The 25,183-nt window shown below is 68.6% G+C and carries 23 protein-coding genes and 4 pseudogenes; 13 read left to right on the forward strand and 14 right to left on the reverse strand.

What is annotated here, in order from left to right:
* Positions 1 to 396: 396 nt before the first annotated feature.
* Positions 397 to 792, reverse strand: a pseudogene (locus tag AB0915_RS28880) (DNA-3-methyladenine glycosylase); the annotation flags it as partial.
* Between the two features lie 68 nt (positions 793 to 860).
* On the opposite strand from AB0915_RS28880, the gene AB0915_RS28885 reads away from it, so the two are divergent.
* From AB0915_RS28885 to AB0915_RS28905, 5 genes are all read left to right on the forward strand, one after another.
* On the forward strand, positions 861 to 2,309 hold the full coding sequence (locus AB0915_RS28885; protein WP_366693871.1) for a recombinase family protein: 1,449 nt from the start codon (positions 861 to 863) through the stop codon (positions 2,307 to 2,309).
* Between the two features lie 255 nt (positions 2,310 to 2,564).
* On the forward strand, positions 2,565 to 2,771 hold the full coding sequence (locus tag AB0915_RS28890) for a hypothetical protein (protein WP_366693872.1): 207 nt from the start codon (positions 2,565 to 2,567) through the stop codon (positions 2,769 to 2,771).
* Complete coding sequence (locus AB0915_RS28895; RefSeq protein ID WP_366693873.1) at positions 2,755 to 3,270, forward strand: DUF6879 family protein; 516 nt, start codon at positions 2,755 to 2,757, stop codon at positions 3,268 to 3,270. The genes AB0915_RS28890 and AB0915_RS28895 overlap by 17 nt, the downstream gene beginning before the upstream one ends.
* Positions 3,267 to 4,100, forward strand: a complete 834-nt coding sequence (locus tag AB0915_RS28900; protein WP_366693874.1) for a helix-turn-helix transcriptional regulator — start codon at positions 3,267 to 3,269, stop codon at positions 4,098 to 4,100. The genes AB0915_RS28895 and AB0915_RS28900 overlap by 4 nt, the downstream gene beginning before the upstream one ends.
* Positions 4,101 to 4,188: 88 nt before the next feature.
* Positions 4,189 to 4,392, forward strand: a complete 204-nt coding sequence (locus AB0915_RS28905; protein WP_351974893.1) for a hypothetical protein — start codon at positions 4,189 to 4,191, stop codon at positions 4,390 to 4,392.
* Between the two features lie 447 nt (positions 4,393 to 4,839).
* Here the strand turns inward: AB0915_RS28905 and AB0915_RS28910 are convergent, their stop codons facing one another.
* From AB0915_RS28910 to AB0915_RS28930, 5 genes and pseudogenes are all read right to left on the reverse strand, one after another.
* On the reverse strand, positions 4,840 to 5,424 hold the full coding sequence (locus tag AB0915_RS28910; RefSeq protein WP_366693875.1) for a recombinase family protein: 585 nt from the start codon (positions 5,422 to 5,424) through the stop codon (positions 4,840 to 4,842).
* A 228-nt stretch (positions 5,425 to 5,652) separates the two neighbouring features.
* Positions 5,653 to 6,378, reverse strand: a complete 726-nt coding sequence (locus AB0915_RS28915; RefSeq protein ID WP_366693876.1) for a class I SAM-dependent methyltransferase — start codon at positions 6,376 to 6,378, stop codon at positions 5,653 to 5,655.
* Between the two features lie 717 nt (positions 6,379 to 7,095).
* Positions 7,096 to 7,470, reverse strand: a complete 375-nt coding sequence (locus AB0915_RS28920; protein WP_366693877.1) for a hypothetical protein — start codon at positions 7,468 to 7,470, stop codon at positions 7,096 to 7,098.
* A gap of 436 nt (positions 7,471 to 7,906) precedes the next feature.
* Positions 7,907 to 8,518 (reverse strand): DNA-3-methyladenine glycosylase, encoded by a 612-nt coding sequence (locus AB0915_RS28925; protein ID WP_366693878.1) that lies wholly within the window; start codon positions 8,516 to 8,518, stop codon positions 7,907 to 7,909.
* 14 nt (positions 8,519 to 8,532) lie between these two features.
* Positions 8,533 to 8,790, reverse strand: a pseudogene (locus AB0915_RS28930) (DNA-3-methyladenine glycosylase); the annotation flags it as partial.
* Positions 8,791 to 8,862: 72 nt separating this feature from the next.
* On the opposite strand from AB0915_RS28930, the gene AB0915_RS28935 reads away from it, so the two are divergent.
* The 3 genes from AB0915_RS28935 to AB0915_RS28945 all read left to right on the forward strand — a co-directional run bounded on the left by AB0915_RS28935 (position 8,863) and on the right by AB0915_RS28945 (position 10,883).
* The gene (locus tag AB0915_RS28935) at positions 8,863 to 9,645 is read left to right on the forward strand and encodes a sporulation protein (RefSeq protein WP_366693879.1); all 783 of its coding nucleotides are present in this window, start codon (positions 8,863 to 8,865) and stop codon (positions 9,643 to 9,645) included.
* A 43-nt stretch (positions 9,646 to 9,688) separates the two neighbouring features.
* Positions 9,689 to 10,219, forward strand: coding sequence for a YbhB/YbcL family Raf kinase inhibitor-like protein (locus AB0915_RS28940; RefSeq protein ID WP_366693880.1), 531 nt, complete (start codon positions 9,689 to 9,691; stop codon positions 10,217 to 10,219).
* Between the two features lie 157 nt (positions 10,220 to 10,376).
* On the forward strand, positions 10,377 to 10,883 hold the full coding sequence (locus AB0915_RS28945; protein ID WP_366693881.1) for an HNH endonuclease: 507 nt from the start codon (positions 10,377 to 10,379) through the stop codon (positions 10,881 to 10,883).
* A 68-nt stretch (positions 10,884 to 10,951) separates the two neighbouring features.
* Here the strand turns inward: AB0915_RS28945 and AB0915_RS28950 are convergent, their stop codons facing one another.
* From AB0915_RS28950 to AB0915_RS28965, 4 genes are all read right to left on the reverse strand, one after another.
* Positions 10,952 to 11,719 (reverse strand): sulfite exporter TauE/SafE family protein, encoded by a 768-nt coding sequence (locus AB0915_RS28950; RefSeq protein ID WP_366693882.1) that lies wholly within the window; start codon positions 11,717 to 11,719, stop codon positions 10,952 to 10,954.
* A gap of 62 nt (positions 11,720 to 11,781) precedes the next feature.
* Complete coding sequence (locus tag AB0915_RS28955) at positions 11,782 to 12,711, reverse strand: SPFH domain-containing protein (RefSeq protein ID WP_030920228.1); 930 nt, start codon at positions 12,709 to 12,711, stop codon at positions 11,782 to 11,784.
* A gap of 126 nt (positions 12,712 to 12,837) precedes the next feature.
* Positions 12,838 to 13,266 (reverse strand): NfeD family protein, encoded by a 429-nt coding sequence (locus AB0915_RS28960; RefSeq protein ID WP_266987230.1) that lies wholly within the window; start codon positions 13,264 to 13,266, stop codon positions 12,838 to 12,840.
* An 84-nt stretch (positions 13,267 to 13,350) separates the two neighbouring features.
* The gene (locus AB0915_RS28965) at positions 13,351 to 14,148 is read right to left on the reverse strand and encodes an ABC transporter ATP-binding protein (RefSeq protein WP_366693883.1); all 798 of its coding nucleotides are present in this window, start codon (positions 14,146 to 14,148) and stop codon (positions 13,351 to 13,353) included.
* A gap of 123 nt (positions 14,149 to 14,271) precedes the next feature.
* On the opposite strand from AB0915_RS28965, the gene AB0915_RS28970 reads away from it, so the two are divergent.
* A complete protein-coding gene (locus AB0915_RS28970) occupies positions 14,272 to 15,054 on the forward strand; it encodes a hypothetical protein (protein WP_366693884.1) in 783 nt (260 codons plus the stop codon).
* A gap of 404 nt (positions 15,055 to 15,458) precedes the next feature.
* Here AB0915_RS28970 and AB0915_RS28975 read toward each other — a convergent pair whose 3' ends face one another.
* The 3 genes from AB0915_RS28975 to AB0915_RS28985 form a co-directional block, all read right to left on the reverse strand.
* Positions 15,459 to 15,707 carry a chaplin gene (locus AB0915_RS28975; RefSeq protein ID WP_366693890.1) on the reverse strand — a complete coding sequence of 83 codons (249 nt, stop codon included), beginning with the start codon at positions 15,705 to 15,707 and terminating at the stop codon, positions 15,459 to 15,461.
* Positions 15,708 to 15,854: 147 nt separating this feature from the next.
* On the reverse strand, positions 15,855 to 16,499 hold the full coding sequence (locus AB0915_RS28980; RefSeq protein ID WP_366693885.1) for a response regulator transcription factor: 645 nt from the start codon (positions 16,497 to 16,499) through the stop codon (positions 15,855 to 15,857).
* Positions 16,492 to 17,637: a GAF domain-containing sensor histidine kinase gene (locus AB0915_RS28985; protein ID WP_366693886.1), complete on the reverse strand. Its 1,146-nt coding sequence runs from the start codon at positions 17,635 to 17,637 to the stop codon at positions 16,492 to 16,494. Before AB0915_RS28985 ends, AB0915_RS28980 begins: the two co-directional genes overlap by 8 nt.
* A gap of 192 nt (positions 17,638 to 17,829) precedes the next feature.
* Between AB0915_RS28985 and AB0915_RS28990 the strand changes: the two are divergent.
* The 3 genes and pseudogenes from AB0915_RS28990 (at position 17,830) to AB0915_RS29000 (ending at position 20,590) form a co-directional block, all read left to right on the forward strand.
* Positions 17,830 to 18,469: pseudogene (locus AB0915_RS28990) on the forward strand (SDR family NAD(P)-dependent oxidoreductase).
* A pseudogene (locus AB0915_RS28995) lies at positions 18,466 to 19,555 on the forward strand (S-adenosylmethionine:tRNA ribosyltransferase-isomerase). The pseudogenes AB0915_RS28990 and AB0915_RS28995 overlap by 4 nt, the downstream one beginning before the upstream one ends.
* Before the next feature lie 270 nt (positions 19,556 to 19,825).
* A complete protein-coding gene (locus AB0915_RS29000) occupies positions 19,826 to 20,590 on the forward strand; it encodes a transglycosylase SLT domain-containing protein (RefSeq protein WP_366693887.1) in 765 nt (254 codons plus the stop codon).
* A gap of 98 nt (positions 20,591 to 20,688) precedes the next feature.
* Here AB0915_RS29000 and AB0915_RS29005 read toward each other — a convergent pair whose 3' ends face one another.
* On the reverse strand, positions 20,689 to 23,244 hold the full coding sequence (locus AB0915_RS29005; protein ID WP_366693888.1) for an FHA domain-containing protein: 2,556 nt from the start codon (positions 23,242 to 23,244) through the stop codon (positions 20,689 to 20,691).
* A 244-nt stretch (positions 23,245 to 23,488) separates the two neighbouring features.
* On the opposite strand from AB0915_RS29005, the gene AB0915_RS29010 reads away from it, so the two are divergent.
* Positions 23,489 to 25,183: streptophobe family protein (locus AB0915_RS29010; protein ID WP_366693889.1), on the forward strand; the 1,695-nt coding region annotated here is incomplete at its 3' end.

Here is a 25,183-nt window from a genome sequence, read left to right on the forward strand (position 1 = left end):
AGACTCTTTCGTGTCCGATTCCCGGTCGAAGCGGGCCCTCTGCGAAGCAGAGGATTTGTTACTGCGCTTTCAAGTTCTTCGCTTTCGCGTTTCCCCTTCCGGCGGCTCCAACCTTACCAGACTCTTTTCGTTTCCGTTTCCGGTTCGAATTTGATTCCGGTGGCCTTTGGAGTGGCCTTTGCCTTTCGGCATGTCCGCTACATTAATCGATTTCCTGGGCAGCTCATAATCGAGCCGACGGGATCGAATTAAGGCATGCCGAATTCGCACCCGCCAGGGTGAGTCGAAGGTAGTGGTTGGTCGCTTCCGGGTGCTCAACCTCGGTCCGATGGACCGTGCCGACAGCAGTACCCGTTCAAGCGGCTCGGACCACGTTAGGTGTCCGGCAGGGGTGAGTCAAGTTGCGCGGCGGCGTGGCGTGTGGGGTCGGTACAGGCTCACCGTGGGGTCTCCGTCGATCCAGAAGCGCCAATGGTGTGTGGCTCCGTCACCGCCCACGCCGGTGCGGGGGCCGTTGCGTACCTGGTCGCGCGGTGGTGGGGTGCCGTGCAGTACGGACAGAGGGGCACCCGAGTGGGCGATGGCGTCAGTGCCGTTCAGGCCTCGGTCGATGTCGAGGGCGGTAGCCAGACGGGCCGGGCCTTTGGCCAGTTCCCGGTCATTGCGGGCCGAGATTCGACGTTTACGGCTGAGCTCGGTACCCACCAGGACCTCGCCCGCCCGGAGCAGTACACCGCTCGCCACACCTTCGGGACCGCACACCAGGTTGAGGCAGTGCCACATGCCGTAGGTGACTCACCAAGCATGTATGTCGTTAATCCGGCATCATCGGCAAGGCGACCACAAGCAGGAGACAGGCAGTGCGAGCGATCATCTACGCCAGGCTCAGCCCCACCCCGAGGGGCGAGGAGTCCAAGGGCGGGAACCTGGCACAACAGGTCGAGTTGAGTCAGGCGCTGTGCGACCGGAACGGCTGGTCAGTGGTAGCCGTGATCGTCGAGAAGGACACGTCAGCTTCGACCAAGCGGGGAGCCAAGCGAAGCGACGAGTGGGAGCGCGTCAAGGCTCTGGTGGAGGACGGCAAGGCAGACGCCATCGTGTCTCGCCACTACGACCGCATGTACCGCACCCCCTGGGACCTTGAGGACCTGGTGGACCTGGCCGAGGCGACCGGCGTCACGCTGGCCGCCGCACAGGCGCAGGGAGTGCTCGACCTGTCCACCCCGTCCGGCCGTCTCGCTGCTCGCATCGGCGCTGTGGTGGCTCGCAACGAGACCGAGATGCGAGTCGAGCGTCAGGTACTCGGACACCAGCGGCGCAGGGAGTCGGGGAGGCCCTTCTGGAGTACTCGCCCCTTCGGCTTCGAGCGGGACGGCAGGCACCGGGAAGCGGAGGCGGAAGCCCTGCGGCAGGCGTACCGGGATGTCCTGACCGGTGTCTCCCTCTGGTCCATCGCGAAGGACTGGAACGCCCGTGAACTGCTCTCACCGCACGGCAAGGAGTGGCGCAGCTCGAACCTTCGGGGTGTCCTCTTGAAGCCGCGGAACGCGGGGATCCAGACGTACTCGCAGTGGGTCGAGAAGCCGGACGGGAAGCGCGTGCGGCTGACCGAGGAGACCGGCGCGGGCAACTGGGAGGCGATCGTCTCCGAGGGTATGTTCCGGGCCCTGGTCCGCTACCTGAGCGATCCCGAGCGCAACACGGGCGGCGGCGGCAAGCGCAAGGCCCTGTTGTCCGGCGTGGTCCGCTGCTCGAAGTGTCAGGCCGTCGCCACTCAGGGGTGGAGCAAGAAGAACGCGGCAGGCGAGCGGTACCGCATCTACACCTGTTCAGGTGGCCGATGCATCACCTGCCCGGCAGACGCTCTTGACTCCTTCGTGGTCCGGAAGGTCATCGACAAGGCCGAGGAGTGGAACGCGGCACCGGCCACGGATGCCGCAGACGAGGAGCGAGAGGCCGAACTGCTGGCCGAGGAGACTGCCGCATCCGAGAGGCGCACCGCCCTGGCGGAGATGTTCGCTGTAGGAGACATCGACGCGTCGACCCTGCGGACGGGCATCGGCAGGTGTGACGCCGACCTGACCAAGATCCGGGCCGAGCTTGCAGACCTGGTAGCAAATCGGGTGCGCGTCGACCTGGGCGACATCGAGTACCTGTGGGAGGAGCTGGACTACGAGGACCCCGACCGGATCGACTACGTGCGGACCGTCGTCATGCAGGTCTGCGCGCGAGTCGAGCTGATGCCGCGCGGTCGAGGGGTCCGAGCCTTCAAGGCCGAACACTGCCGGATCACGTTCCGGAACCCCTGAGATCCCAGCACGGAGAGTCGAGCCGGCCGTCGGCGCTCAGTGAGCACGGGCCCTGCCTGACGAGTGTCGGGCGGGGCCCTTCGTCATACCCGGCGAGGAAGACCGGACATCCCTCAGAGTCTCTGTGCGCCCCTCTCGCTCCCCAGTTCATGCAACAACGTGCATGAGTCACGTCCGTGCATGGACGGTCGCGAGCGGCCCCCGTACGGTCGCCTCAGGCGGCCCGACCGGGCCGACAGGTCAAGGGGGTTCCGCATGGCACGCGAAGAACTGACTCGGCTCACCGGCAACGGCAACGGCACGTGTGGAGAGGACGACTGCCCGAACGTCTACCGCACCGCTTCCGGCTCCATCGTGGTTCAGGGCGACGTGTCCGACGCCTTCACTCCCCCACAGGGAGAAGGGCTCGTGGAGGTCCCCGAGAACGTTCTTCGGGAGGCCGTTCGTGCTCTTGGATGGTGACGAGTGGCGGGCGATGCTCCGGGGCTTCCAGTCGGAAGCGTGGCGGCTGGAGACCCTGCCCCAGTACCTCGTACCGCAGGAGGCGGAAGAACTCGAAGCCTTCCGGGCAGGCAAGCGCGTCGACCCGGACACCTACTCGTCGGCGTACACGGAAGACCTGGAGCGGCTGCGCGGCGAGGGGAGGAGCAAGGGCCGAGTGCACATCCTGACTCGACCGATCTCCGAGTACCTGCGCTTCGAGTTCTCCCGGTACTACTCCCCGCACATGCTCGCCGGGGAGGACATCCGCATCCTTGACGTGACCGAGCGAGAGAACCCGTTGCCGGATGTCGAGGACTTCTGGATGTTCGACCGCTCGACGGTCGTCCTGATGCACTACGAGGGCGACGGCACGCAGATCAGCCGAGAGCTGTACGAGGGTGAGCCTGCGCCTTTCATCGAGTGGCAGCGCATCGCCGTCGCCGAGTCGGTTCCCTTCCTGGAGTACGTGAACGGGTGACGTTCGAAGCTGAGCAGCTTGGCGATTCTGGTACCGAACTCGCCTCTCTGCTTCGGGACTTGCGCAAGCGTGCCGGCCTCTCAGGGGACCGGCTCGCAGCGCGCTGCAACATGTCCCAGTCGAAGGTGTCTCGCATCGAGAACGGCCGGACACGGCCGTCCCTGGTCGATGTCGAGCAGATCTTGCGAGCGCTGGACGCTCCGCCGGAACTGGTCGCCGAGGTCTCCGCCCTCACCAGGATGGCGAACACCGAGTGGCGGAACCTTCGAGAACTTCGGCGCAAGGGGCTCGGTACGAGACAAGCCGAGCTGAAGTCGCTCGAAGCATCCTCTACGCACATGCGCTACTTCCTGCTCTCGATGGTTACCGGGCTGCTCGCAACACCGGAGTACGTACGGGCGAGCCTGGCCCACTCGACGGCCGACACGAGCAAGGCCGTAGCGGGGAAGCTGGGACGGCAAGCCGTCCTCTACGACGCCTCGAAGCGGTTCACGTTCGTTCTCACCGAGCAGGCGGTTCGCTGGCCGGTCGTCTCTCCACTGGCACTGGCCGAGCAGATGGACCGACTGGCGTCCCTGTCCTACCTCCCGAACGTTCAGATCGGGGTGATCCCTGTAGGGGCACCAACGCCCCGAACCCCGCTGAGTACGTTCACCATCTACGACGCCGCGTTGGTCACCATCGAGACGACGGCGGGAAGTCTCGTACTCCGCGACGGCCGAGATGTTCAGGCATACCTGAAGGAGTTCGCCGGGTACGAGGAACACGCCCTCTTTGGCGAAGACCTTCGGGCACGGCTCGCCGAGTGGTCCGCCGCTTGCCGTGCATGACTTCAGTCGACTACGCGACTGAAGCGCCATCCCGTGTGCACCCCGAGGGATCATCCTTCGGCAGGCGAACAGTCGGGAGGTCGCAGGGATGAGCACACCCAAGACGACGATGGCAGGGCCGGTGAACCTGACCCTTCCGGAGGGAGACCCGAACCCCGTCGCGGGCTGTCGGCAGTGCCTCGGCGTCGCCGTGACCCGAGCCAACGCCCGATCGGTCGGCGACTACTCGAAGGCGACGGACGCGAACGTCGTGCTCCGCACGCACCTCCGGGAAGACCACGGGGCCGAGTGATGGTGCGCTCTGTCCTGCGGTACGTGAGGCACAGAATCACGCAGCACCCGGACACTGACGTGACCTTCGAAGCGGAGTGCCTTCACTGCAAGTGGACAGCCACGCCCTCGACGGACGGCGCGGCGGTCGACGTGGAGTGCATGAGCCACACAGGCCGGAGCGGGCACAAGGGCTTCCGGCGTGTCTGTACGTCGTTCGCGATGGTGGTCCGGGACGAGTGACTGACAGACCCCCGGCGTGCTGAGGGGACGGCGAGCACCACGACCCGAGGTGCGCCGGAAGGGGGCGCTTCGAGCGACGCGCGCCCCTGTGCCTGCCTCTGTCGACTTCCCCCGTGGTCGACAGGGGCAGGCATCGTTGCGCCTGTCAGACGGCGTCAAACGCCCGTGCATGACAACAGCCCCCGGCGTGGAGCCGAGAGCCTGTCTGCGGTTGCGTGCGCCAGTCTCAGGCGCTCTCGCCGAGGTGGCGGTAAAGGGTGGCTCGGGAGATCCCGAGAGCCTTGGCAATGGCGCTCACACTCTCGCCTCTCGCCTTCCTGGCACGGGCCACGGTGAGCACGTCCTCATCGACCACAGACGGCCGTCCGCCCGTACGCCCCTGCGCCTTGGCTGCGTCCAGTCCTGCGCGGGTGCGCTCCTTGATGAGGCTGCGCTCAAACTCCGCCATGGCCCCGACCACCTGAAGCATGAGACGGCCATCTGCCGTACCGGGGTCGATGTTGGCCAGCGCACCCGTGAGCACCTTGAACCCGATGCCTCGCTCTCGAAGGGTGTCGACCATGGTCACAAGGTCGATGAGCGACCGGGCGAAGCGGTCGAGCTTCCAGACACACAGGGTGTCGCCGGGTCTGGCGTAGTCCAGTGCGGCCGTGAGCTCTGGCCGGTTGGTGTTCTTCCCGCTGGCCTTGTCCTCGAAGATCCGGGCGCAGCCTGCGGCCGTCAGTGCGTCGCGCTGGAGCTGTGCTTCCTGGTCGTCGGTGGAGACGCGGGCGTAACCGATGAGCTGGCCAGTGATCGTGTTCGTCGTCATGACACAGACTGTCTCAGAATTTGTCTCAAAAGGTCAAGTCTGAGACGGAAGTTTCGAGACGGGTTTTGAACAGGACTGCGCCCCCTTGTGGGGCGCCTGCCGTCTCGTCTCACAAACCTTGGTTTTCGAGACGTCCGCTACTGGTCACGCTGCGCCAGGGCCGTTGTCCTGTGCCACGGAACCGTGAGTGTGCGTCATCGAAGTTCGAGTGGCGCGAATCACCGACGATCACGGACGTCGCGCCAGGAAGACGAACTCCCTTCCTGGACGGTCGGGCGCGTCGCGAACGTCATCCACCACGTATCCGTGCGCGATCAGGTCCCGCTCGACTTCCTCCCGCTCACGGAAACGCAGGGTCGAATCCGATGTCAGCACCTGCCCATCCGCTGCGAACCCGTAGGTCCAGCGGAACGTCACCAGAGGCCAGCTCACCTCGATCAGCTGGACCCAGCTCTCGACGAAGCCGACACCGGGGATCTCCGTCATGCGGTAGGAGTTCTCACGGGTCCACTCCTCCCAGGCGCGTCTGGCCGGATCGCGCGTCTCGAAGACCAGAAGCCCGCCAGGCCGCAGCGCCTCGTAGGCGCCCCGTAGCGTCGTCCGCCACGTCTGCGGATCGGCGATGGCCTGGGCAACGTTCGCGGTCATCGTCGCGACGTCAACCCGCAGTGGTGGGAGGTCTGTCGCGTCACCGCGGATCCAGCGCACTCGCTCACTGCCCGGTTTGGCCCGGGCGACATCGACGGACGCCAGCGCGGGATCGACGCCGACGACCTCGATCCCACGGTCAGCCAGGAGAAGTGCGAACACCCCTGTGCCGCAGCCGATGTCCAGCACTCGGCGTGCCTCGAACTCTTCTGCGATCCGGAGGTAGGCATCGAGATCGCTGCGGTCGGGGTCGAGCGGATCGTAGATCGCGGCGAGCCGTGGATGTGCGAAGCAGTCGTCAGCCATGCGGTCGAACGTATGCAGAGGTGGGTCCGAACAGCTACCGAGTTTTGCCGACGGTTCTCCTGCGACACCAGGGCACGGTAGAGAGCGGCGACGGAAGGGTGGGGTATGACCCCCTGGCCGGTGCTTGCCGACCGCCGGGTCTTACCGGCTCAAATCCTGCCACGGTTTCAGGGCCTTTCAGGGCTGGCTGTACTCCAGCCGGCTGCGGCGTAGTGCCTGGCCACAGGCTTGCTCGGCCTCCTTGGCGACGGCGTAGGAGTGCAGAGAACGAAGCCTTACGTCCCTGCCTGTGGGGCGCGGCAGCGCCCCCTTGGGCTTGCTCCTGTCGGCCCCTGCGGGGCCGCTCCGTCGTAGAGGCTTCGAACTGTGGCGGCCATCCGTCCGCCCCTGCCGATTACTCCTTTGCCGCTGCCTCTCACGCAAGGGGGCGCTGCCGCGCCCCCGCATTCGTTCGCCGCTGAGCCAAGGGGCTTCGCCCTGTCGGCCCCGAAAGGGGCCGCCCTACCGTTGACCGCTTCGGCTGTGGCGGCCTTCCGGCCGCCCCTTCGGCTGGCTGCTGTACGTATGGCCTTCAGTGCACTCAAGAGAGATCAAGAAAGGGCGGCACATCTTCCCTGGTCAACGCCCTGCGCTTACAGGTGCCGCGTGTCGTTCGCCCTCTGATCGGCACGCGTTGCGTGTCAGTGCCCCGAGTGACCGACAGCCCCCATGTGTGGGCTACGGCGTAAACCGCTTCACCGGGCGTATGCCGTGCTCGTCGCAGGTCTTGTCCCCGATGCCCTTCTGGAAGTGGTACATGGGCAGAACGAGGCACCGGCGGTTGGACCCGACTTCGATGAAGCCCCACCCCTTGGCTTTGCGCACGTGGTTGTTCACGGCGTTGTTGCTCGGCACCCTGCCGTCCCTGTCGGCGAGGATCTTGTTCAGCTCCCCTGGTGGGAACTCGGCGTGGCCGATCTGGTTCGCCCATCCCATGGCCGCGTACTCGACGCGGTGGGCGTAGTCGAAGCGCGGGTCTCTCGCGCGCCGCTTGTACTCCTCCTGAGACACGGCGGCGAAGTCGCCCTCGAACTGGAATGGGATACGTCCCACTGTGGCAGTCCCTTCCTGTGTGGCGCAGAGTGCGCCAGTGACCCCCGCCGGACGGCGGGACATGTGCCTCCCTTTCGTTGCGGGGGTGGACCGTGCACGGATGGCACGGTCTCTCTTCACAGGTGGGCGCCCAAGCCTTCGGGCCTGGACTCGGTCTCGTGCGGTCGGGAGCGACGGCGGCGACCTGGCCGAGGGATCATACACGAAGGAGGGAGGACGACCCCGTCCAGGGAGCCCTCCCGTGTGGGGCTGCTCTGTTCGGCCATCCGCTGATGTACCCGGCCATCCCCCACCCGTCCGGCCCGAGTCGGCGCCCGTCGGCAGTCGCTCACCCGGCCAGGAACACGTCACGTGCCACGCTCGCGAGCGATCACCCGTCTTCTGACCCTGCTCCGCACCGACTCACCGGCGAGCCGTGAGCGAGGCGCACAGCGGCTCAGGCTCCGGCGGGCGGCTTGGCTCTCGGGCTCAGTCGGTACGCCGAGACCGTCGGATCACCGGCGAGGTAGAACCGGTGTTGCCAGTCGTGGGCCCTGCTCACGCCTACCCGAGGACCAACCTGGATGAGCGCGGTAGGTACCGACTCGCCCTCGGACAACACGACCGAGGTACCTGCCAGGAGGTCTGCGCCGTTGTGCTCTCCCTTGATGCCGAGTGCCTGGCAGAAGTTCCCCGGGCCTCGGGCAAGCCGTGGACTCTCGACCCTCTCCCCTCGTCGCTTGCGTGCCAGGTCTTCCCCCTCGATGACCCTGCCTGCCCGGATGAGGACAGCCGAGGCGATGCCGTCCGTCCCGGTGACGACGTTGGCGCACCAGTGGAGACCGTGGGACCGGTAGACGTACAGGTGTCCCGCAGGTCCGAACATCACGGCGTTACGGGGTGTCTGGCCTCGGTAGGCATGGGAAGCTGGGTCAGCCGTACCGGAGTACGCCTCGGTCTCCGTGATGGCGATGCTCACCGTTCCCTCCGGGGTCTTGCAGGTGAGGACGCTCCCGAGCAGCTTGGGGGCGACCTCTTCGGCAGGGTGGGCGAGGAGGTCAACGTTCATGCTGACCGCCTTGACATGCCATAGGTGAAGTAGACGTAGGCCTGGCCCGGTGGTCCGAACATCACGCTGTTGCGCGCGGTGCGACCGCGGAAGGCGTGCGAGCCGGGGTCGATCTCTCCGGCGTACGCCTCCACCTCGGTGAGGCGGAGTTCGATGGGGCCGTCGCCCGTGATGCGTACCAGGGTCCGGCCCAGCAGGTCGGGTGCCACCTCCAGCACGGGGCGGTCGAAGAAGTCCCGCGTCAGCGGCGTACGGTCCAGACCCTCGATCATGGCGATCGAGGTTACCGGGAACCGACTACGGTCGTGGCGCGTATGTAGGGGTCAGACCAAGGAGGAGTAAATATGGGCTTCAAGCGGCTGCTCGCGAGCATGGGTGCCGGTGGTGCTTCGGTGGAGACGGAGCTGACAGAGCTCAACGTCGTACCGGGCGGGGTCGTCCAGGGCGAGGTGCGGATCCAGGGCGGTTCCGTGTCGCAGCAGATCGAGGGGCTCTCGGTCGGTCTGCAGGCGCGCGTCGAGGTCGAGGGCCACGACCACGAGATGAAGCAGGACATCGAGTTCACCAAGCTGCAGCTCGGTGGGGCGTTCGAGGTGCAGGCCGGTGCCGTGCACGTCGTTCCGTTCGGGCTCGAGATCCCCTGGGAGACGCCCATCACGATGTTCGCCGGTCAGCACCTGCACGGCATGAACATCGGTGTCACCACCGAACTGGAGATCGCGCGGGCGCTGGACTCCGGCGACCTCGACCCGATCAACGTCCACCCGCTGCCGGCGCAGCAGGCCATCCTGGACGCGTTCGGACAGCTCGGCTTCGGGTTCCGCAGCGCGGACATGGAGCGTGGTCACATCCGCGGCACCCGCCAGCGGCTGCCCTTCTACCAGGAGATCGAGTTCTTCCCCCCGCAGCAGTACCGCGGGCTGAACCAGGTCGAGCTGACGTTCATCGCGGACGACCGCGAGATGGATGTCGTGCTGGAGATGGACAAGAAGGCGGGGCTCTTCAGTGAGGGCAGCGACTCCTACCGGGCGTTCAAGGTCGATCTGAACGACTTCCGGGGGACCGACTGGGCGGCATACCTCAATCAGTGGCTCGCCCAGGTCGGCGGTCGGCGCAACTGGCTCTAGGGTCGGTGGCGAGACTCCAGAGCCGATCAGGAGAGGTGCTGACGTGACCGAGCCGAAGAGGCCGCCGCTGCCGCATGACTTCCATCCCGAGGTGCCGTCGTTCACGGTGGTGAGCGAGGATCTCGCTCCCGGGGCCGTGCTGGCGGACGCCCAGGTGTTCGCGGCCGGGAACACCTCGCCGCAGCTGCGGTGGGAAGGGTTCCCGGCGGAGACCAAGAGTTTCGCGGTGACCTGCTTCGATCCGGATGCTCCGACGGGCAGCGGGTTCTGGCACTGGGTCGTGTTCGACATCCCGGCATCGGTCACGGAGCTGCCGGCCGGCGCGGGCAGCGGGAAGTTCGAAGGGTTGCCCGCCGGTGCCGTTCAGGCCCGTAACGACTACGGGTCGAAGGAGTTCGGCGGCGCCGCGCCGCCTGCCGGGGAGAAGCACCGTTACGTCTTCACCGTGTATGCGGTGGACAGCGAGAAGCTGGGGCCTGGCAGTGATGTGTCGCCCGCTGTGGTCGGGTTCAATCTGCGGTTCCACACACTGGGTCGTGCTCAGCTGATCGGTGAGTACACCGGTCCCGCGTAGTACCCGGTGAGCTGAGAGTTCTCCTGCTGTTTGCCCTGCCCTGGTCCTGGAGAGATCAGGGCAGGGCATTTTTTTATTGCGTTGTCCATCCCGGCCCGCCCAGCCAGAGTTGGTCCGGGCCTGCCAGGGGGCGGGCGGCACACGGGAGGTGGGCGAGATGCGGGACACGCTGGTTCTCAACGCGAGCTTCGAGCCGCTGTCGACGGTGACACTGAACCGTGCGGTGGTGCTGATTCTGCAGGACAAGGCTGTTGTCGAGCAGTCGCATCCCGATCTCCGCATGCGTGGTGCCGCCGTGGACATTCCGGTACCCCGGGTGATCAGGCTCTGCCGGTACGTACGGGTGCCGTTCCGAAGACAGGCACCGTGGTCCAGAAGGGGTGTGCTGATACGGGACCAGCACCGGTGCGCGTACTGCGGGCGAAGGGCGACGACCGTCGACCATGTGGTGCCGCGCGCCCAGGGCGGCCAGGACACCTGGCTCAACACGGTGGCGTCCTGCGCCGAGGACAATCACCGCAAGGCGGCCCGGACGCCGGAGCAGGCGGGAATGCCGTTGCTGCGGCAGCCCTTCGTGCCGTCGCCCGCGGAGGCGATGCTGCTGGCGATGGGGGCCGGTGAGCGGTCGGCGCTGCCGGATTGGCTGGACCGGACCGCCGCGTAGTCGGCGTAGGCCGCCTACGCGGCGGTCGTATCGGAAGCCCGTCTCCGTGCGGAGGCGGGCTTCCGGGTTCAGCGGGGCACCAGCTGGACGATGGCGACCGTGCCGACCGCCACGATGAGGCCGCGCAGCACGGTGGGGCTGAGACGGCGCCCGGCCTTCGCTCCGATCTGGCCGCCGAGCGCGGAGCCGACCGCGATCAGTGCGACGGCCGTCCAGTCGAAGTCCGCGACGAAGAGGAAGAAGAGTGCGGCAACGCTGTTGACGACCGCTGCCAGCACGTTCTTGACGGCGTTGAGGCGCTGCATCGTGTCGTCGAGCAGCATGCCCATGAGGGAGAGGTAGATGATCCCCTGGGCGGCGGTGAAGTAGCCGCCGTAGACGCTGGCGAGCATCAGACCGACGACGAGGAGCGGGCCGCCATCGAAGCGGGCGGTGGTGCCGTTGAGCTCGCGGCGGCGCTGGACGGCTTTACTGATGCGAGGTTGCAGAATGACCAAGGTGAGGGCCAGGGCAACCAGGATGGGCACGATGGTCTCGAACGCCGTGGAGGGCAGCGTCAGCAGCAGGGTGGCGCCGGTGAGGCCGCCGATGAGCGCGCCGATGCTCAGCCTGAGGACGCGGTGGCCCTGTCCGGCGAGTTCCTTGCGGTAGCCGATGGCTCCGCTGATGGAGCCGGGGATCAGGCCGAGGGCGTTGGAGACGGTGGCGGTGACCGGGGGCAGGCCGGTGGCGAGCAGGACCGGGAAGGTGATCAGCGTTCCGGAACCGACGACCGTGTTGATCGCGCCCGCGCTGACGCCCGCGCCGAAGACCGCGAGCATTTCCCAGATGGACATTCCGATTCCCCCGTGCATGATCAGTGCTTGGTGCACTGATCATGCACGGGGGTATGTACGCGTCAATCGACCGGGGGTTCCTCGCGGCGCTCCTTGCCGGTGTTGAAGCCGGGGACGCCGGTGCCGAGGTTTCCGAAGGCACCGCTGAGGCCCTTGAGAGCGTCACCGATCTCGCTCGGCACGATCCAGAGCTTGTTGGCGTCGCCCTCGGCGATCTTCGGGAGCATCTGGAGGTACTGGTACGAGAGGAGCTTCTGGTCCGGGTCGCCGGCATGGATGGACTCGAAGACCGTACGGATGGCCTGGGCCTCGCCCTCGGCGCGCAGGGCAGCGGCCTTGGCCTCACCCTCGGCGCGCAGGATCGCGGACTGCTTCTCGCCCTCCGCGGTGAGGATCGCGGACTGCCGGGTTCCCTCGGCCTGGAGAATCGCGGCACGCTTGTCACGGTCGGCGCGCATCTGCTTCTCCATCGAGTCCTGGATGGAGGTCGGCGGCTCGATCGCCTTGAGCTCGACGCGGTTGACGCGGATACCCCACTTGCCGGTGGCTTCGTCGAGGACGCCACGGAGGGCGGCGTTGATCTCCTCGCGGGAGGTCAGGGTCCGCTCCAGGTCCATGCCGCCGATGATGTTGCGGAGGGTGGTGACGGTGAGCTGCTCGATCGCCTGGATGTAGCTGGCGACTTCGTACGTCGCGGCCCGCGCGTCCGTCACCTGGTAGTAGATGACGGTGTCGATATTGACGACCAGGTTGTCCTGGGTGATCACCGGCTGGGGCGGGAACGGGACGACCTGTTCACGGAGGTCGATCCGGTTGCGGATGGTGTCGATGAACGGAACGACGATGTTCAGGCCCGCGTTGAGCGTGCGGGTGTAGCGGCCGAAGCGCTCCACGATGGCGGCGCTGGCCTGCGGGATGACCTGGATCGTCTTGATCAGGGCGATGAAGACGAGCACCACCAGGATGATCAGGACGATGATGATCGGTTGCATCGTGTTCCTCGTGCCCTTCGGTTGCCGACAGATCGCGATGATCGGGGTCGGATCTCATGAGGTCCGGATCTCATGATGATCGACATCGAGTCTGGCAGACCGCGGTCTGCCCTGTGAGCGGTTCGGTCACATGACGACGGCCGTGGCACCGTCGATGTCCACGACATCCACCTGCCGGCCGGGTTCGAAACTCTGGTCTCCGTCGTAGGCGCGGGCCGACCAGATCTCTCCGGCCAGCTTGATCCGGCCACCGCTGCCGTCGACCCGCTCCAGGACGACGGCCTGACGGCCTTTCAGCGCATCGATGCCGGTGGCCAGTTGAGGTCGGTCGGCGCGGTGCCTGGCGGCGATCGGGCGGACCACCGCGATGAGCGCGACGGACACGACCACGAAGACCAGGACCTGGGCCACGATGCCGCCGCCGAGTGCCGCGACGACCGCCGCGGCGACCGCTCCGACGGCGAACATCCCGAACTCGGGCATCGCGGTCAGGACGAGCGGAATACCCAGCCCGACCGCGCCGATCAGCCACCACACCCACGCATCGATGTCCACCCGGTCATGGTAGGACCGCGAGTCCCTCGCCGACAGGGCTTCGATCAGGACATTCGGGGCACAGTGTGTTCAGGACGCCGGCGTTCAGGACAGCGGGAGGCCGTGCGCGGTGTACCGGTCGCCGGTGCGCTCCACGATGAGCGGCAGACCGAAGCAGAGAGAGAGGTTGCGGGAGCTGAGTTCGGTCTCCATGGGGCCCGCGGCGAGGACCTTGCCCTGGCGGATCATGAGGACGTGGGTGAAGCCCGGGGCGATCTCCTCGACGTGGTGCGTCACCATGATCATGGAGGGGGCGAACGGGTCGCGGGCGAGCCGGCCGAGGCGGCGGACCAGGTCCTCGCGACCGCCGAGGTCGAGACCGGCGGCGGGCTCGTCGAGGAGCAGCAGCTCGGGGTCGGTCATCATGGCGCGGGCGATCAGGGTGCGCTTGCGCTCGCCCTCGGAGAGGGTGCCGAACCTGCGGTCGAGGAACTCGGTCATGCCGAGCCGGTCGAGGAAGGCGCGGGCCCGGTCCTCGTCGACGGCGTCGTAGTTCTCGTGCCAGGTGGCGGTCATGCCGTACGCGGCGGTGAGCACCGTCTGCAGGACGGTCTGGCGCTTGGGCAGCTTCTCCGCCATGGCGACACCCGCGATACCGATCCGCGGGCGCAGGTCGAAGACGTCGGTGCCGACGCCGCCGAGTTGTTCGCCGAGGATCGTGGCGCTGCCCTTGGTCGGGAAGAGGTAGCTGGACGCGATGTTGAGGAGGGTGGTCTTGCCGGCGCCGTTCGGGCCGAGGATGACCCAGCGCTCCCCCTCCTTGACCGACCAGGAGACGTCGTCCACCAGAGCGCGTCCGTCGCGGACCACGGATACGTCCACCAGCTCCAGTACATCGCTCATGAGCGCGTTGTCTCCCCATGCAGTCTCGAGATCGTCGCGTGCCTGTGGGCACAGCTCCCAGGGAAAACCTACGCCACCCCGGGAGTGCTCCGGCTCCTAGGTCCGGTTCCCTAGGCTGTTCCCATGCTTTCGGAACCACGCTCGGGGCTGTTGGCCTCATGGGGAAACGCGCTTCTGGCCGGACTTGTCTCACCGGACGACGCTGCGCTCGCGATTGTCGGAGAGGACGCGGTGCACCGCGTCGAGGGGCTGCCGGGTGAGGCGGGACCGGTCGGGCTCACGCTGGCGCTGGGGCGGCTGCGCGGATTGGGAGTGACGGGCTTCCGGGTCGCACTGCCGGCGCCGGGGCATCCGCTCGGGCTCAGCGGCCCACCCGAGTTCAATGCGCGGGCGCTGGAGGCGGAGGAGGCGGTGGTCGCGTCCGGTGCGCCGTACGGGCTGGTGCCCGAGGTGCGGGAGGCAGGGCCTGCCGGTGATCTGCACGTCGAGGTGGTGTGGCACTGCCTGCCGGTGCGGGAGGCGCCGCCGGCCGATGTGCCGTCGCTGAGTGAGGCGGAGCGGGAGCTCGCGGAGGCGTTGCGGGATGCGACGGCGGCGCTGTCGCGGCTCGATGTGGCCGGGTCCGGGCCGGTGGCGGAGGCGGCGCTGGATGCGTACCGGGCGCGGGCGGAGCGGGGGCAGGAGCTGCTCGCTCCGGGATATCCGCCGCGGGCGGTACGGGTGCTGGAGCTGGCGCAGCGGGTGGGGCTGCTGATCTCGCTGGCGTACGAGAACGGGCACGGCGGGGCGGTGAGCGCGTCGGAGATCGCGGCCCGGGGGGCGGCGCTGCGGCCGGTGGAGCGGGTGGCTCGGCGGGCGCAGGTGGCGGCGTACAACGCGTATGTGGAGGGGCGGGAGCGGGGGTAGGGGCTGTCCCACGATGGGGCGTGGATCAGTGAGCGGCGTCATGCGGCTTCGATGGCAAGGCGGAGGACGGAGTCGACGCGGAGCGTCGGCGACCGACGACAACGCCGCAGGGGCCCCTCCCTGCTCGAGCGAAGCCGAGAAGCTTGGGGGAGCAGTCGCAGGGCGTCGGGAGCCCACTCCCTGTCGTGGGACGGGCTGTGAGGGCGTGAACGGGGCACCGGGGCGTCCGGTGGCCGTCCGTCCTCGATCGCCTGGACGGGCTTGATGATGCCGGGCGGGCATGGCTCGACCCGTTGGGGCTCGAGCCCCGGTGGTGATGGGCCGTGAGTTGTGGTGTGGGGCAGCATGGTTGATGCCGGACGGGTCCCTTTCGGGGCCGTCCGGCATCGGGGGAACCGGGGTGGTCAGCCGTTGTGGCCGACGTTGCCGAAGGCCGGGTTGAGCAGGCCGATCACGTTCACCGTGTTGCCGACCACGTTCACCGGGACGTGGACCGGGACCTGGATGACGTTGCCACTGACCACGCCCGGGGAGTGGGTCGCCACACCGTGGGCGCCCGCGCCGTGACCGGTGGCGGAGGCCGCGCCGGCGCCTGCGGCGATGATGCCACCGGCGATCATGGTGACGGCGGCGGCCTTCTTCAGGTTCTTCACTTCAGGATCCTCCTCGCGTCGCTGCGGCCGGCCGCCGCAGCACGCCATGGAGAACGCCCTCGGACCCGACAGGATGCGCCGTACGGGTGACATACACCCGACAGTATGAATCTCAGTCCGGAGGGAACCGTTCGGCTCCGGCGCCGATCAGCCCGCCACCCCGTGGCGGACGGCCCAGAGCGCCGCCTGGGTGCGGTCCGCCAGATCCAGCTTCATCAAGATGTTCGAGACGTGTGTCTTGACGGTCTTTTCGGAGAGAACCAGGGCCCGCGCGATCTCGCGGTTGGAGCGGCCGTCGGCGATCAGGCCGAGAACCTCCCGCTCCCGCTCGGTGAGGGTGCTCCCCCGGCCGGTCCCGGAGCCTGTGTCGTCCTGGGCGAGGAGAGCCCCGGCGACCTCCGGCTGGAGCAGGACATGGCCCGCATGGACCGAGCGGATGGCGCCGGCCAGCGCTTCCGGGTCGACGTCCTTGTACACGTAACCGGAGGCGCCGGCACGCAGGGCCGGGACCACCGTCCGCTGCTCGGTGAAGCTGGTGACGATCAGCACCTTGGCCGGGTTGTCCAGTCCGCGGAGCTTGCGGAGCGCCTCGATGCCGTCGGTGCCCGGCATCTTGATGTCCATCAGCACCACGTCGGGGCGGAGCTCCTCGGAGCGGGCGACTCCTTCGGCGCCGTCGGCCGCCTCGCCGACGACCTCTATGTCGTCCTGGATCTCCAGGAACGTACGCAGACCGCGGCGGACCACCTGGTGGTCGTCGACCAGCAGCACCCTGATGATCTTGTCAGCCACCGGGGACCTCCATCTCGATCGTGGTGCCCTTGCCGGGCGCCGATTCAACGGTGAGCCTGCCGCCGACACCGCTCGCGCGGTCCCGCATCGACACCAGACCCAGATGGCGGCCCGCCTGCCGTGTCGCCGTGGGCTCGAATCCGCTGCCGTCGTCCATGATCCGCAGCACCGTGCCGCTGCCACGACGGGTGAGCGTGACGCAGACCTGCTCGGCGCCCGAGTGTCGCAGCGCGTTGTGCAGGGCCTCCTGGGAGACCCGGAGCAGCGCCTCCTCCTGGGCGGCGGGCAGGGCTCGTACACCGATGCTCTCGAAGGTGACCTTGGCGGTGTGGGCGCGGTCCAGGACCTGGACCTGGGTGCGGAGCGTGGCGATCAGGCCGTCCTCGTCGAGCCCTGCGGGGCGCAGTTCGACGACGGCGGCGCGCAGCTCGTCCGCTGCCTCCGCGGCCAGCGTGGCGACCTGCTGGAGCTCGCCCTTGGCGCGGGCCGGGTCGCGGTCGACGAGGGCGGCGGCTGCCTGGGCGGTCAGCCGCAGGGAGAACAACTTCTGGCTGACCGCGTCGTGCAGCTCGTGGGCGAGGCGGGAGCGCTCCTCGGCGATGGTGAGCTCGCGGCTGCGCTCGTACAGCCGGGCATTGGTGAGGGCGATCGCCGCGTGCTGGGCGAGGATCGACAACAGCTCTCCGTCCTGCGCGGTGAAGCCGCAGCCGCCCTGAGGTTTGGGGCAGCGCTTGTTGGCGAGGAAGAGCGCGCCGATGATCTCGTCGCCGTCCCTGATGGGCAGGCCCAGGAAGTCGGACATGTCCGGGTGGGCGGCCGGCCAGCCCTCGAAGCGGGGGTCCTTGCGGACGTCGGCGAGGCGCTCCGGCTTCGCCTCGTGGAGCATCGCGGCGAGAATGCCGTGCTGCCGGGGCAGCGGACCAATGGCCTTCCACTGCTCGTCGCTGACACCGTCGACGACGAACTGGGCGAAGCCGCCGTGGTCGTCGGGGACGCCCAGGGCCGCGTACTCGGCGTCCAGCAGTTCGCGGGCCGAGGCGACGATGGTCTTCAGGACATCACGCACTTCGAGGTGCCGGCTCATGGCGAGCAGCGCGGCACTCACCGCTGCGAGGCCCGACGGTGGGCTGTGGCTCATGACCTCACCGTACCGGCGGGGGTGAGGGTTCCGTATCGGCCTGTGGACGGCCGGTACCTAGGGCGTCGGCCCTAGGCCGAAGTGCCTTGCGGGGGTGCGGCTCGCGGACGAGGCGCGGGGCAGGGCGACGTTCCTACGTTGAGGGTGCCGAGGTCCATCGGTGATCGCCCAGGTGGCAAGGGGACGGTTGGCATGCCTGTCGCGATGATCACGGGCGCTTCGAAGGGACTGGGGCGTGCGCTGGCGGCCGCACTCGCTCAGCGGGGCTGGGATCTGGTGCTGGGCGCCAGGACCGCGAGCGTGCTGGAGGAGACGGCGAAGGAGTTGGCGGCGTGCGGGGCGCGGGTGGCGGCCGTACCCGGGGACGTCACGGATGCCGCTCACCGCGGGGCACTGGTGGCCGCCGCCGGTGAACTCGGCGGGCTCGATCTGCTGGTGAGCAATGCGAGTGCGCTGGGTGCGGAGCCGCTCGTGCGGCTCGACGCGCTGTCGCTGGGCGGGCTCCGGCAGGCACTGGAGACCAATGTGGTGGCGGCGCTCGGTCTGGTGCAGGGGACGCTGCCGCTGCTGCGGGCGTCGGCGGCGGGCGCGGTCGTGGTGGTGAGACCAGCTGGCCGCGGTGCTGGGGGTGGAGGAGCCGGGGCTGCGCGTGTGGGCGGTCGATCCGGGCGACATGCAGACCGATCTCTATGCGGCGGCGGTGCCGGAGGACGAGGATCCGCGGCCGCATCCGGAGAGCGTGGTGCCCGCGTTCCTGCGGCTGCTGGAGCGTCGGCCGGCGAGCGGGCGGTATGCGGCACCTGCGCTGACAGAGACAGGGGTGGAGCGGTGACCGCCCTGGACGCGTTGACGGTGCCCCCGGACCTCTCGGCCCGGGTACCGGCGGAGCAGCGCGGCGTGGCGCGTGATGACGTACGGATGCTGATGTCGCGGGGTCGGGAGGTGTCGCACCATGTGTTCCGGGAGCTGCCGGGGCTGCTGCGGGCCGGGGACGTGCTCGTTGTCAATACGTCTGCGACGCTGCCCGCCGCGGTGAACGGGCGGGCCGGCGGTACGCGGGTGGTCGTGCACTTCTCGACGCGGGGTGGGGACGGGCGCTGGGCGGTGGAGCTGCGCGACCCCGACGGGACGGGGGCGACGGTGCAGCGCCGCGGCGGGCCGACGGGGACGGTCGTCCAGCTGCCGGGCGGCTCGCGGCTGGTGCTGCAGGAGCCGCTGGGTGGTGCGGCGGCGGGCGCCAGGTTGTGGTGGGCGCGAGTGTCGACGGAGGTGCCGGGGCTGCTGCGGCGGTACGGGCGGCCGATCCGTTACGGGTATACGGAGCGGGACCAGCCGTTGTCCGCGTATCAGACGGTGTTCGTGGTGGAGGCCCCCGACGGGAGCGGTTCGGCGGAGATGCCGAGCGCGGCGAGGCCGTTCACGCCGCGGATGGTGGCCGCGCTGGTGCGTCGCGGGGTGCAGTTCGCGCCGCTGACGCTGCATACCGGGGTGGCGTCGGCCGAGGGGTACGAGCCACCGTACCCGGAGCGCTTCGAGGTGCCGCGGACGGACGGCCTGGCTGGTCAACGCGGCGCGGGCGACGGGCGGGCGGGTGATCGCGGTCGGTACGACGGCGGTGCGGGCGCTGGAGTCGTCGGCGGGCGCGGACGGGGTGGTGCGGCCGGCGGCCGGCTGGACGGATCTGGTGGTGACGCCGCAGCGCGGGGTGCGGGCGGTGGACGGGCTGCTGACCGGGCTGCACGAGCCGGAGGCCTCGCATCTGCTGATGCCGGAGGCGGTCGCGGGGCGGGCCGCGCTGCAGTGCGCATACCCGGAGGCACTGCGGCACCGGTACCTCTGGCATGAGTTCGGAGACATACATCTCCTGCTCCCTGAACCGGAGTCTCACGCTCCGAATTGCCGAAGCAACGATTGGTGAAGTTGTTACGCGGCCGATGTGAGGCCGCGCATAGGACCCACGTCACTTACGAAGCCGGCTAGTGGATACATAAGGGCTACATGGGCGGTTATGAGCGCGGACCGTCCCGTTCGAGCGCGCCCCTGATCCACTAACCGGCTTCGTACGTCACACCTTTGCCACGAGATTTTGCTGCCGCTAAGAATTGCCCTCGTCCCCGACGGAGATGCGAACAGTCGCTTCCGTCTCGTCCTCCGTGAGGACTCCAGCGATTCGAAGAGGTACGACTGAATGTCCGCGTCCAGCATCACCAGCCGTATTCGCTGCCTGAACAAGACCCAGAGGCTCTCCGCGGCGGGCGTCTCCGCCGTCGTCGTCGCCGCTCTCTCACTCTCCCTCGTCCCGGCCCACGCCGAGACTCCGGCCAAGCCGCAGACCGAGCCGCAGGCCGCTTCCGCCGCTCCGGTGGCCTTCAGCCTCGACGCCGGTGCCCCGCAGGCCAAGGTCATCCAGGCCAGCCTCATCGAGCAGCACTCCACCGCCGAGCAGCTGGTGAAGGCCGCTGACGAGGTCCGGGCGAAGCAGGCCGCCGCCAAGGCGAAGGCCGAGGCCGCCGCCAAGGCCAAGGAAGATGCCGCGAAGGCGGAGGCCGAGGCCGCCGCGAAGGCCAAGGAAGATGCCGCGAAGCGGTCCACCGAGGTCACCACGCGCTCCGAGGCCCGTACTCCGGTCTACGCCAATAATCTGGACGGCTGGATCTCCGAGGCGCTGGCCATCATGAAGGCCAAGGGCATCCCGGGTTCGTACGACGGTCTGCACCGCAACATCATGCGGGAGTCCACCGGCAACCCGAACGCGATCAACGGCTGGGACATCAACGCCCAGAACGGCATTCCGTCCAAGGGTCTGCTGCAGGTCATCCAGCCGACGTTCAACGCGTACCACGTCTCCGGTACTTCGATGAACATCTACGACCCGGTCGCCAACATCACCGCCGCGGCCAACTACGCCGCCGACCGGTACGGCTCGATCGACAACGTCAACAGCGCGTACTGACCGACCCGCGGCACGGCACCGCGCACACGCATACGCCGAAGGGCGGCACCCCGGATCGGGTGCCGCCCTTCGGCGTTCCGTGTGCGCGGTGCCCACGTCTACTTGCGCATGACCTCGGGCTCATGGCGGCGCAGCAGTCGCGCGACCGCGAAGCCGCAGATGATGCCGAGGAACAGCAGCACCGAGATGTTCATCCCCCACTGACCGGCCGTGTGCTCCCACAGCGGGTCGAGGTCGGTCGGGTTCTTCTGGTCCCACGGCGGCATCAGGTGCGCCAGGTCGAGCGTCGAGCCCGCGCCCGCGATGGCCCAGCGGGAGGGCATCAGCCAGGCGAACTGCTCCAGGCCGGGCGATCCGTACACCTGGAAGAGGATGCCGGTGAAGACGACCTGGACGATCGCGAACATGACCAGCAGCGGCATGGTCTTCTCGGAGGTCTTCACCAGCGAGGAGATCACCAGACCGAACATCATCGAGGTGAAGCCGAGCGCGATGATCGTCACGCAGAGCTCGACGGCCGGCGGCATGATCAGACCCTCTTCGGGCAGATCACGGGTGGCGAAGCCGATGCCGCAGATGATGACACCCTGGATGGCCGTGATCACGCCGAGGACGATCACTTTGGACATCAGATAGGCGGAGCGGGAGAGGCCGGTGGCCCGTTCCCGTTCATAGATGACGCGTTCCTTGATCAGTTCTCGTACGGAGTTGGCCGCACCGGAGAAGCACATGCCGACCGCGAGGATCAGCATGATCGTTCCGGCATCTCCGTTGAACCGGGACGGCGGCTTCGGCGGGGCCAGGCCGAAGTCGGCCGGGATGACCACGCTGACGACACCGAGCACCGCGGGCAGGATCACCATCAGACCCATGAAGCCCTTGTCGGACGCGATCACCGACACGTACCTGCGCATCAGCGTCCACAGCTGCGTCCCCCAGCCCTGCGGCTTCGGCGGGCGCATCTGCTGCGGGGGCGGCATGTGTACGGACTGTGCGGCGACGGCGTCGATGTCCGCGGCGTACATCTGGTAGTGCTGCGAACCGCGCCAGCGGCCGGCCCAGTCGTAGTCGCGGTAGTTCTCGAAGGCGGAGAAGACGTCGGCCCAGGTCGTGTAGCCGAAGAAGTTGAGCGCTTCCTCCGGCGGACCGAAGTAGGCGACGGAACCGCCGGGCGCCATGACGAGCAGCTTGTCGCAGAGCGCCAGCTCGGCGACGGAGTGCGTGACGACGAGGACCGTACGGCCGTCGTCGGCGAGACCGCGCAGCAGCTGCATGACGTCGCGGTCCATGCCCGGGTCGAGGCCGGAGGTCGGCTCGTCCAGGAAGATCAGCGACGGCTTGGTGAGCAGCTCCAGGGCGACCGAGACACGCTTGCGCTGGCCACCGGAGAGCGAGGTGACCTTCTTGTCCTTGTGGATGTCGAGCTTGAGCTCGGCGAGGACCTCGTGGATCCGGGACTGGCGCTCGGCCTCGGTGGTGTCCGCGGGGAAGCGGAGCTTGGCCGCGTACTTGAGGGCCCTGGTGACAGTGAGTTCCTTGTGCAGGATGTCGTCCTGCGGGACCAGACCGATGCGCTGGCGCAGCTCGGCGAACTGCTTGTACAGGTTCCGGTTGTCGTAGAGGACGTCACCCTGGTTGGCGGGCCGGTAGCCGGTGAGCGCCTTGAGGAGGGTGGACTTACCGGAGCCCGAGGGGCCGATGACCGCGATCAGCGACTTCTCCGGGACACCGAACGAGACGTCCTTGAGGATCTGCTTCCCGCCGTCGACCGTCACCGTCAGGTGGCGGGCGGAGAAGGAAACCTCACCGGTGTCGACGAACTCTTCCAGCCGGTCGCCGACCAGGCGGAAGGTCGAGTGACCGACACCGACGATGTCGTTCGGGCCGATCAGCGTGGAGCCGGACTTCTGGAGCGGCTGACCGTTGACGTACGTGCCGTTGTGCGAACCGAGATCGCGGATCTCGAAGCGGCCGTCGGGTGTCGCGTGGAACTCGGCGTGGTGGCGAGAGACCTGGAGGTCGGAGACGACGAGTTCGTTCTCCAGCGCACGACCGATGCGCATGACCCTGCCCAGAGCCACCTGGTGGAACGTCGTCGGACTGCGGTCTCCGTAGACCGGCGGAGCCCCCGCGGCACCACCGGGTCCGCCCGCGGCGGGCGGCCTCGCCGCGCCCTGCTGGTGCGGGACATGAGGCTGCTGCGGCGCGCCCTGCTGCTGCCAGGCCTGCTGCTGGTGCGCTGCGGGGTCCTGCTGCTGGCCCGGCCGGCCCGCGCCGCCCTGCTGGGGCTGCTGAGCGGGGGCCTGCTGTGCGCCCGCGCCCTGACCGCTGTACACATCGGCGGCCGCGGCGGCGCCGCTGAAGCTCAGCCTCGGTCCGTCAGTGGCGTTGCCCAGGTGCACGGCCGAGCCCGGCCCGATTTCCATCTGGTGGATTCGCCGGCCCTGCACATAGGTGCCGTTGGTGGAACCGTGGTCCTCGATGAACCAACTCCGGCCCGCCCAGCTGATCGTGGCATGCCGCCACGAAACCCTGGCGTCGTCGATCGTCAGGTCGCCCTGTGGATCGCGACCGAGGGTGTACGGCCTGGACGGATCGAGCGTCCAGGTCCTTCCGTTCAATTCCAGTACGAGTTCCGGCACTCCGCGCCCCACTAGTTGTCCCCCGAGTGACCCCCATCACAGGGAGTCTAGGGATGCTGAACATCGTGGGGAACTATTCCAGGAGCAGTCACCTGTACGAAAGTCGGGCGGGGTCAGGGCCGAATCGAGACCTGCTGCGACGCACCGTTGACAAGGGAGAAACAGGCTCGGAGAGTGGTAAGTGCCCACGAGTGCGTACGGATCATGAGTGACCAGGTCAACTCAGGGCATCTCGGCGCTGATTGAGGGGGGCCAGATGGCGGGGTACGCACACGGGGGCGGCGGCAGTACGAGGCGTATCCCGTGGGGGGACGTGGTGTTGGCGTCCGTCGCCTCGGTCAGCTGGGCGATGGCCGGGATGGCGGGGACGGCGGCCCTCGGGCTGCACCTGCTCGGGGCCGACTCGGCCGGGGCGCTGGGACCGATGACGGCGGCCGTCGTGGTGCTGGGAGCGGGTGGATCGGTCTCTCCGTCGGGCAATGTCGAGGCGTTCGGGCTGGACGACGCCGAGGCGCACACCGCTCTCGCCGTCACACCGCTCGGGGTGGGGCTGGTCGGTGCACTGCTGCTCTCCCTCTTCTTCCTGCGGTCGCTGCGCGGGGTGGGAGCGGTCCTCTCCGGTGCCGAACTCGCGTTCCGTGCGGGGATGGTGGCGGTCATGTTCGTCGCCGTGCTCGGCGGGCTCGCCTGGGCGGGCCACGATGTCGTGACGATCGACGGCGGGGCGCTGGGGCTGGACGGGGTGCCAGGGGCGGGAGGGGGTGGCGGTCTGCCCGGTGGGCTCGGTGATCTGGGCGGGCTGATGCCGGACCGGCTGGCGGATCTCGCACGGGCGCACGCGCGGGTCGGGTTCACCGTCGACTCGTCCAGCTCCCTTGCGGGTGGGGCGTGTTGGGTTCTCGGAGTGCTGGTCATCGCCCTGCTGGCCTCGCGCCGCACCCCGTTGCCGTCCGCGCTGGCATGGGTGGACCGGACGGTGCGGCCTGCGGCTTCCGCGGTCGTGTCGGTGCTACTGGTCGCGGTGGTCGCCGGGTGCGCGGCCGCGGCGTACGCGGCGGTCGGCGACGCCCACCCGAAACGGATCGCGGGCGCCGCGCTGCTGGGGGCGCCGAACGGGGCGTGGCTCGGGGTGCCGATCGGCCTCTTCGTGCCGTGGGACGGTCGGGCGACCGGTGAGCTGGCCAAGGTGCTGCCCGATCCGCTGGACGAGCTGTTACGGGTGTCCGCCGACGAGCCGGTGACGGTCGGGCGGCTGGCCGGGCTGGACGGCCGGGTCTGGCTGCTGGCGGTCGCCGCCGCGGTGATGATGCTGTACGCGGGGGTGCTGGCCGCGACCCGCACGCCCCGGGGGGAACTGTCCGCGGCCGGGTTCGTGGGGCGGTGTGCCGTGCGGCTCGCAGGCGTAACAGCGTCGGCGCTGGCGCTCCTGGTGTGGCTGACGCAGGTGTCCGCGGATGCGTCGCTTTCGGTGCTGGGCTTCGACGCGTTCGGCGCCGGGATCGAGCTGCACGGGCGGACGGGGACGGCTGCCCTGCTGGGTGCGATGTGGGGTGCGGGCGCGGGTGCGGTGGGGGCGGCGGTGGCCTGGTTGGCGGGGGCGGTTCCGTCGGGGGCGGGGCCGGCCGGCGGCGGAGGCAGCGGTGACGATGGGGGACCAGGACCGTACACGCCGTCGCCGGTGTACCGGCCGTCGCACGACGAGACCAATCCGTATCTGCGTCCGTATCCGGATCCGGCGAGGGACGGGATTCACGGTGCGCCGACGGTGGTGGGGCCGATCGGTCCGCCCGTACGGCCGGCCGTGCCGCCGCCGGGGCCCGGGCCGGGGCCCGGGGACGTGGAAGGGCTGCCGCCGTCCGTCCGGCCGCGCCCGGTCCAGGAAGGGGTCAAGCACCCCCTTGCCGACCGTCGCCCCGCTCGCCTTGATCGCCGTGCGCAGCGGCTCCAGGGC

Source organism: Streptomyces sp. NPDC048411, from assembly GCF_040704695.1.
Lineage (GTDB): Bacteria > Actinomycetota > Actinomycetes > Streptomycetales > Streptomycetaceae > Streptomyces.